Source organism: Streptomyces coryli (assembly GCF_011044975.1).
GTDB classification, from domain to species: Bacteria; Actinomycetota; Actinomycetes; order Streptomycetales; family Streptomycetaceae; genus Streptomyces; species Streptomyces coryli.
In genome coordinates this window covers 1-7689 of sequence record NZ_JAAKZV010000320.1, presented here as the reverse complement: position 1 = coordinate 7689, position 7689 = coordinate 1, and the positions used below count along the sequence as shown (strand labels likewise).

Sequence of the window (7689 nt, the reverse complement as noted above, 5' to 3'; positions counted from 1 at the left end):
ATCCAAGCCGCCACCACCGCCCCCGACACGTTGTGCCACACCGAGAACACCGCCGCAGGCAGCGCCGCCAGCGGGCTGAAGTGGGCCGAGGCCAGCGACGCCGCCAAGCCCGAGTTCTGCATGCCGACCTCGAAGGCCATCGCCCGCGACGCAGGCTGCCCCATGCGCGTGAGGCGGCCCGCGCCGTAGCCCAGCGCCAGGCCCAGGCCGTTATGCAGGACCACCGCCAGGAAGACCAAAGCCGCCGCCGACTTGATCGCATCCGCGCTCGCCGCCACCACCACCGCCACGATCACCGCGATCGTCGCCGCCGACAGCCATGGCAGTGCGGGCTGGGCGCGGTCCACCCACCGGCCGAGCCACAGCCGCACCAAGAGCCCCGCCGCCACCGGCAGGAGCACCGTCTTCACGATGTCCCAGACCATCGAGCCCGCTTCCACCGGCAGGTATTCGCCCGCCAGCAGCAGCGTCAGCGGTGGCGTGATCAGCGGGGCCAGGACCGTCGAGACCGTGGCCACCGACACCGACAGCGCGACATCACCCCTGGCCAGGTACGTGACGACGTTCGACGCCGTGCCGCTCGGCGCGCAGCCGACCAGGATGACGCCGGCCGCGAGTTGCGGCGGCAGGTCCAGAGCATGCGCGATCAGCCAACCCAGACCCGGCATGATCACGTAATGCGCCACCAGGCCCAGCGCCACCGCCCACGGCCGCTGCGCGACGCCCTTGAAGTCCAGCGGCGTCATCGTCAGACCCATGCAGAACATGACGATGCCGAGGAGATACGGCACGCTCTCCGACCAGCCGGCGAAGGTGGACGGCGTCACCAGCCCCAGGCCGCCGGCCGCCAGCACGAGGATCGGGAAGACCGTTACCGCGCGCTTGGCGGCGCGGTTCTGAGCGGCTTCGGGTACGGGCGTCTGTTCGGTCTGCACCGGGCGATGTAAAACCTGACCGCCCCCGGCCCGCAAACCCGTCTCGAAATGTGGCCTCTACAACTACTCGGCGGAGTCCCCGGACTCCACCTCGGCCTCGGCCTCGACCTCGACCTCGAGCGAGTCCGCCCCCATCTCATCCAGCACCGGCGGCGCCGGACGCGGCGGCTTCGGCATCACAGCCGCCTCCGAGTGCCCGCCGCAGCCATACGCCAGCGAGACCATCCGCCCGTCCGCGGGCGAGAACTCATTCGCGCACACCCCGAAGGCCTGCCGCAGCGACCCCGCGATCGGCACCAGGAAGCCGCAGCTCACGCACGACGCCGGGGCGGACTGGGCCATCGGCGTCTTGGAGCCGTAGTGCTCCTCCCAGCGGTCGGCCGCGCTGTGCAGCCCGTACCGGGACAGCACCCGCGCCCGGCGCATGCCGAGCTCGTCGGCGACCGCGGCGATCTCCGCGCGCCGCGGCTCGTCGGGCTCGACCAGCTCCTCCGGCTCCGGTACCTCGGGGGCCTCGGGCGCGCCGTCCGCCTCCGGCGTGTAGCCCTGCTCGAGGCGCAGGTCCTCGGCCTCGGTCGGCAGCAGGTCGCCGGGGCCGAGGTCGCCCGGGCGCAGCCGCTCGCTCCACGGCACCCACTCAGGCGGCAGCAGCGCGTCGGGACCGGGCAGCAGCACCGTCTCGTCCAGCGTGACCGTGCGGGCGCGGGACGCGCGGGCGACGGTCACCGCCCAGCGCCAGCCGCGATAGCCGATCAGCTTGCAGTCGAAGAGGTGGGTGACGACCCGGTCGCCATCGGCCACCACGCCGAGGTGATCGCCGACCAGCTCGGCGCCCGCGGTCTCCTCGGCCGCGGCCCGCGCCAGCTCCAGCGCGTCGGCGCACTGGCGGTCAGGGGTACGGCTTCGCATCGCAGCACTCACAAGAATCGATTCTCTCGTACGGAGGGGGCCAGACCTCCGACAGAGCAGCAACGGAGCGGAAACCATGGACCGCGTCAACGTCACCGCACCACCAGAAGCCGGGGCGCAACTTTCACCCTACCGGGCGACCGGCGTGCTCGTAGCCGCCCCGCGCCCTGGCCCACCCGTCACAGGCGCTCGGCAGGCCGCCGAGCGTGCGGCACTATGGCTGAGTGGTTGCCGATAAATCTGCGGATGTCGGCCCCCTGCGCCAGGTGGGCCGCACCATCGGGCACGCCGCGGGGCGGCCCATCGTCGGCACCGCGCGCCGGATCCGTAAGGCCACGCATGCCGAGGGCGCGGGTGAGACCGGACTCGGCAGGTTGATCGAGCTGCACGCGGTCAACGGCGCCGGCGACATGATGATCACGATCGCGCTCGCCTCCACGGTCTTCTTCTCCGTGCCGACCGACCAGGCCAGAGGCCGGGTCGCGCTCTATCTGCTGATCACGATGGCGCCGTTCGCGCTGCTCGCGCCGGTGATCGGCCCGCTGCTCGACCGCATCCCGCACGGCCGCCGCGCGGCGATGGCGGCGACCATGCTCGCCCGCGCGCTGCTCGCCCTGATCATCGCGGGCGCGGTCGCCAGCGGAGACCTGGAGCTGTATCCGGCGGCGCTCGGCGTCCTGGTGGCGTCGAAGGCGTACGGGGTGGTCAGATCCGCGGTCGTCCCGCGCCTGCTGCCCCGCAAGATCTCACTCGTAAAAGCGAACTCCCGCGTCACCCTCGCCGGCCTCCTCGCCACCGGCCTCGCCGCGCCCATCGGCGGCGGGCTGCATCTGATCGGCCCGTCCTGGCCGCTCTACGGCGCCTTCGTGATCTTCATCGTCGGCATGTTCCTCAGCTTCTCGCTCCCGCACGACGTCGACTCCGCCAAGCGCGAGGACAAGGCCGCGCTGCTGCCCGCGCGCCGCCGCCCGGGCCTGCGCAGCGTCGGCCCCTCCGTGCTGCACGCCCTGCAGGCGAACGCCGCCCTGCGCGCGGTCTCCGGCTTCCTCACCTTCTTCCTGGCCTTCCTGCTCCGCGATCACGCGCCCGCCGGCATCCGCCCGGAGCTGGCGCTCGGCATCGTCGCGGTGGCGGCCGGCATCGGCAACGCGGCCGGCTCCGTCATCGGCTCCTGGCTCCGCGCCCGCGGCCCGGAAAAGATCATCGTGGTGGTGCTGACCATCGCGCTGGCCGTGGACGTGGTGGCGGCGGTCTTCTACGTCTTCCCCGCCGCGATCGCGGTCGCCGCGACGGCCGGCCTCTCCCTCTCCCTCGCCAAGCTGTCCCTCGACGCGCTCATCCAGCGGGACGTGCCCGAGCAGGTACGGACCTCCGCCTTCGCCCGCTCCGAGACGGCCATGCAGATGTCCTGGGTGATCGGCGGCGCCATCGGCATCCTGCTCCCGCTCAACCCCGTCCTCGGCATGGCCACCTCGGCCGCGCTGGTGCTGATCGGCGCGCTGACCGCTGTCCGGGGGCTGCTCGGCGCGGCCCGGCGCGGCACGCCGCACCCGCGCGTGGCCTGACTTCGGGCGACAGGTAGCCTGCGACGCATGACCATCGCGTTTTCTCCGGGCCGGCGCCGGCGCGCCGCCGCCGCACTTGGTGCCGCCGCCGTCTCCATCGCCGCCCTCGCCGCCTGCGAGAAGCCGACGCCCCTGGCCACGCTCACGGTCGGCTCCGACACGGTGACGACCGAGGCCGAGTGCTACAAGAAGGGCGAGGTCATCCCCCAGAACGAGCTGAGCAAGTGCCTCGAGGAGAGCAGCGGCAAGTCCGTCTCCCTCGGCCCCGGCGACAAGCTGCGCATCGGCGTCGACCCGAAGATCGCCGAAACCGGCTGGGTGATGTTCGTCAACGGCCAGCCCGCGATCACCGAGCCCAGCGACCGCACCTACATCTCCTTCCAGGGCGACGCCTTCTTCCAGGGCGCCCAGGGCCCGGACGGCCAGCAGCAGCAGGTGAAGCAGGCCAAGGTCGCCATCGTCGAGGTCGACGGCGGCAGCTCCAAGGGCGTGTGGAGCTTCGACCTGAAGAAGAAGTGACGCGCCGCGCGGTCGTCGTCACGGCGGTAGCGGCGGAGGCCGAGGCGGTACGTGTCTCCGGTGACTGGCATGTCATCGCGGGTGGCGTCGGTCCTGCGGCGGCTGCCGCGGCTGCTGCGGATGCCCTCGCCCGCGGCTCGTACGACCTCGTCATCTCCGCCGGAATCGGCGGCGGCTTCGCCGAAGTCGCTCCCGTCGGCTCGCTCGTAGTCGCCGACGAGATCGTGGCCGCCGACCTCGGGGCGGAGACCCCGGACGGCTTCGTCCCGGTGACCGGACTGGGCTTCGGGACCGTACGACACGAGCCGCCGCGTGAACTCGCCAACGCCGCGGCGGAGGCGACGGGCGCCGTGCTCGGCACGATCCTGACCGTCTCGACGGTCACCGGCTCCGCGGCCCGGGCCGAGACCCTGCGCCGCGCCCATCCCCGCGCCGCCGCGGAGGCGATGGAGGGCTTCGGCGTCGCCGAGGCGGCGGCCCGCGCGGGCGTCCCGGTGCTGGAGATCCGCGCCATCTCGAACCCGGTCGGGCCGCGGGACCGCGAGGCATGGCGCATCAAGGACGCGCTGACAGCACTCACGGCCGCCTTCGAGGTGCTACCCGCAGCTCTCCGCTCGTAGGGCCCAGGCGTAGCCTCGCTCGTATGCGGATTGCGTACTCGCCCTGCCCCAACGACACCTTCGTCTTCCACGCCTGGGCCCACGGCCGCGTCCCCGACGCCCCGCCGCTCGACGTCACCTTCGCCGACATCGACGTCACCAACGGCCTCGCCGAGCAGCGCACCGAGGACCTCGACATCCTCAAGGTGTCGTACGCGGTCCTCCCCTGGGTCCTCGACGACTACGCGCTGCTCCCCGCCGGCGGCGCACTTGGCCGCGGCTGCGGTCCTCTGGTGCTGACCAACGGGCCTCGGCAGCCCGCGGATCTCAACGGCAAGGTGATCGCCGTACCCAGCGAGCGCTCCACGGCGTACCTGCTTTTCCGCCTCTGGGCCGCCGCCGAGGCGCCTCGCATCGGCGAGGTCAAGGTGCTCCCGTTCCACGAGATCATGCCCGCCGTCCGCGACGGCAAGGTGGACGCGGGCCTGGTCATCCACGAGGCGCGCTTCACGTACGAGCAGTACGGCCTGCACTGCCTCGCCGACATGGGCGAGCACTGGGAGGCCACCACCGGCCTTCCCATCCCGCTCGGCGCGATCATCGCGCGCCGCTCCCTCGGCGAGGCGAAGCTCAAGCAGCTCGCCGAGGCCGCGCGCGCCTCCGTACGCATGGCGTGGGACGACCCCGAGGCTTCCCGCGCATACGTCATGGAGCACGCGCAGGAGATGGACCCGGGCGTGGCGGACCAGCACATCGGGCTTTACGTCAACGAGTTCACCGCCGACCTGGGCGAGGACGGCTACGCCGCCATCCGCGGGCTGCTCACCCGCGCCGCGGCCGAGGGGCTGGTGCCCCCCATCGCGCCGCACGCGCTCGACCCGGTTTAGTCAGCGGCTACACGTCCAGCTGGTCGGCCACCGCGCGCAGCATGCCCGCGATCTTCCGGCCGTTGGTCTTGTCCGGGTACCGGCCGCGCTCGAGCTGCTGTGAGACGCCGTCGAGCAGCGTCGTCAGGTCCTGCACGATCGACGCCAGCTCGTCCGGCTTGCGCCGCTGAGCCGCCGCCACCGAGGGGGCGGGGTCGAGGACGGTGACGGACAGCGCCTGGTCACCGCGCTGACCGGCGACGACGCCGAACTCCACGCGCTGGCCGGGCTTGAGCGTCTCCACTCCGGCAGGCAGAACGGACGAGTGCACGAAGACGTCACCGCCATCGTCGCGGGAGAGGAAGCCGAAGCCCTTCTCGCTGTTGAACCACTTGACCTTGCCGGTGGGCACGTGTCGCCTTCCTCGCCTCGTACGGGGTGCCAAAGAGCAGTACAGCGGGCCACCCAGACCCGCCACCACAAGGCTAACGGCCTGCTCGCCGGTGACAAGATGTCGCCGGACGCTTCCTGACCGTCTCCATCACACTGCTTCTACCCCGGCCACACCCTGCACCTACCCTGGTGGCGTGAGCAATGAGATTTCCGGCGCCGGCACCACGGCCGGCACCGCCCCCGGCGACCGCCTGGTGCGCGCGGGCGCCATCGTCTTCCTGATCGGCGCGGTGGCGACGGTGGCCACCTTCGTCCCGTTCTTCCTGAACGCCGAGCCACTGCCCACCGCCGCCTACTTGGTGTCGATGCTGATGGGCGCGGGCTTCGCGCTGGCGCTCGCCGGGCTGTTCCGGCAGGCGGCGGAGAGCCGCCGTCAGGCGCGCTCGGCGAGGTAGCCCGCCAGCCAGGCCGGGAAGGCGGTCAGGTCCGGCTCCAGCACCACATCCGCGCCCTCGGCCGCGAGCTCCGCGGCGGAACACGGGCCGGTCGGCACCGCGACCGACAGCGCCTCGGCCGTACGGGCCCCGCGCACGTCCCCGACGTGGTCGCCGACATACGCCGCCGCCCCGTACTCGCGGAGCGCCTCCGCCTTCGCCTCGGCCCACAGCCAGCCGATGACGGCGTCCGGCGCGATGCCGAGGTGGCTCAGATGCAGCTTCGCGTTCGGCTCGTGCTTCGCGGTGACGACGATGGCCCGGCCGCCGGCCTGCTGCACCGCGGTGATCGCCTCGCGGGCGCCCGGCATGGCAAGCGTCGGCTCGATGGCGTATGTGGGATAGATCTCTCGGTAGCGATCCCCCATCCCGGGGATCTGCTCCGGCGGGAACCAGTGCGCGAGCTCCTCATCGAGCGGCGGCCCGAGGCGGGTGATCGCCAGGTCAGCGTCGATATGCGTGCCGGTCTCCGCGGACAGCGCCTCATAGGCGGCTTTGATGCCGGGCCGGGAGTCGATCAAGGTCATGTCGAGGTCGAAGCCGACCGTCAGGGGGTGTATCGCCACCCGACCATTGTGCCCACCATGAGCGCTTAGACTGCTTAGCCAAGCCTTACCTGCCCTCTCCCCCTGACAGTTCGCGAAGGACGTACGGAATGCGCACGCTGCGCGCCCGCCGCATCGGCTGGCTCCTCGCCGGCACCGCGGCCGTCGTCTTCGCGGCGCTGCTGAGCCTCGCGGTGGGCAGCCGGGCGATCGCGCCGAGCGCGGTCCTCGACGCGCTGCTGCACGGCGGGTCGAGCGAGGCGGCGCAGATCGTACGGTCGATGCGGCTGCCGCGGACGCTGGTCGGGATCATGGTCGGCGCGGCGCTCGGCCTGGCCGGCTGCGTGCTGCAGGGCCTGACCCGTAACCCCATCGCCGAGCCCGGCATCCTCGGCGTCAGCCAGGGCGCGTCGGTGGGCGTGGTGCTGGCGATCGCGTACGCGGATGTGCACTCCCTCTCCGGATACGTCTGGTTCGCCTTCGTCGGCGCCGCCGGGGCGTCGGTGGCGGCGTACGCGATCGCGGCGAGCGGCCGCGACGGGGCGTCGCCGGTGAAGCTGGCGCTGGGCGGTGCCGCGATCAACGCGCTGCTGACCGCGGTGGTCGCGGGCGTGCTGACGACGAAGTCGGCGGCGCTGGACGAGTTCCGCTTCTGGCAGGTCGGGTCGCTGCAGGGGCGGGACGCGGAGATCGCGGGGCAGGTGTGGCCGTTCCTGGTGGTCGGCGTGGCGATGGTGTTCGCGGTGGCCCGCGGTCTTGACGCGCTGGCGCTCGGCGATGACGTGGCGACAGGGCTCGGGCAGAACGTGCCGGTGATCCGGATCGTGGGTGGGCTGGGCGCGACGGTGCTGGTGGGGGCGGGGG

At 72.4% G+C, this 7689-nt stretch carries 10 protein-coding genes; 6 read left to right on the top strand and 4 right to left on the bottom strand.

From position 1 onward, the window contains the following. Both G5C51_RS37850 and G5C51_RS37845 read right to left on the bottom strand, forming a co-directional pair. Positions 1-935 (bottom strand): bile acid:sodium symporter (locus G5C51_RS37850; RefSeq protein ID WP_165244740.1); only part of this gene is annotated, 935 nt, incomplete at its 3' end. Positions 936-998: 63 nt separating this feature from the next. After that, positions 999-1844, bottom strand: a complete 846-nt coding sequence (locus G5C51_RS37845) for a DUF3027 domain-containing protein (protein ID WP_165244738.1) — start codon at positions 1842-1844, stop codon at positions 999-1001. A gap of 224 nt (positions 1845-2068) precedes the next feature. On the opposite strand from G5C51_RS37845, the gene G5C51_RS37840 reads away from it, so the two are divergent. Genes G5C51_RS37840 through G5C51_RS37825 form a run of 4 tightly spaced genes read left to right on the top strand, consistent with a single transcriptional unit; the run spans position 2069 to position 5414 of the window. Continuing rightward, on the top strand, positions 2069-3409 hold the full coding sequence (locus G5C51_RS37840) for an MFS transporter (RefSeq protein ID WP_165244736.1): 1341 nt from the start codon (positions 2069-2071) through the stop codon (positions 3407-3409). A gap of 27 nt (positions 3410-3436) precedes the next feature. Continuing rightward, a complete protein-coding gene (locus G5C51_RS37835; protein WP_165244734.1) occupies positions 3437-3928 on the top strand; it encodes a DUF2771 domain-containing protein in 492 nt (163 codons plus the stop codon). Further along, complete coding sequence (locus G5C51_RS37830) at positions 3925-4548, top strand: futalosine hydrolase (protein WP_165244732.1); 624 nt, start codon at positions 3925-3927, stop codon at positions 4546-4548. Before G5C51_RS37835 ends, G5C51_RS37830 begins: the two co-directional genes overlap by 4 nt. Before the next feature lie 23 nt (positions 4549-4571). Further along, complete coding sequence (locus tag G5C51_RS37825; RefSeq protein WP_165244730.1) at positions 4572-5414, top strand: 1,4-dihydroxy-6-naphtoate synthase; 843 nt, start codon at positions 4572-4574, stop codon at positions 5412-5414. Positions 5415-5421: 7 nt separating this feature from the next. On the opposite strand, the gene G5C51_RS43875 is transcribed toward G5C51_RS37825, so the two are convergent. Then, complete coding sequence (locus G5C51_RS43875; RefSeq protein ID WP_165244728.1) at positions 5422-5805, bottom strand: cold shock domain-containing protein; 384 nt, start codon at positions 5803-5805, stop codon at positions 5422-5424. A gap of 175 nt (positions 5806-5980) precedes the next feature. Between G5C51_RS43875 and G5C51_RS37815 the strand changes: the two genes are divergently transcribed. Continuing rightward, the gene (locus G5C51_RS37815; RefSeq protein WP_338118454.1) at positions 5981-6241 is read left to right on the top strand and encodes a hypothetical protein; all 261 of its coding nucleotides are present in this window, start codon (positions 5981-5983) and stop codon (positions 6239-6241) included. Here G5C51_RS37815 and G5C51_RS37810 read toward each other — a convergent pair. Then, positions 6220-6807, bottom strand: a complete 588-nt coding sequence (locus G5C51_RS37810) for an HAD family hydrolase (protein ID WP_165244742.1) — start codon at positions 6805-6807, stop codon at positions 6220-6222. The genes G5C51_RS37815 and G5C51_RS37810 overlap by 22 nt on opposite strands. Positions 6808-6935: 128 nt before the next feature. Between G5C51_RS37810 and G5C51_RS37805 the strand changes: the two genes are divergently transcribed. Beyond that, positions 6936-7689, top strand: a 754-nt coding sequence (locus tag G5C51_RS37805; RefSeq protein ID WP_165244726.1) for a FecCD family ABC transporter permease, incomplete at its 3' end; no start/stop codon positions are given.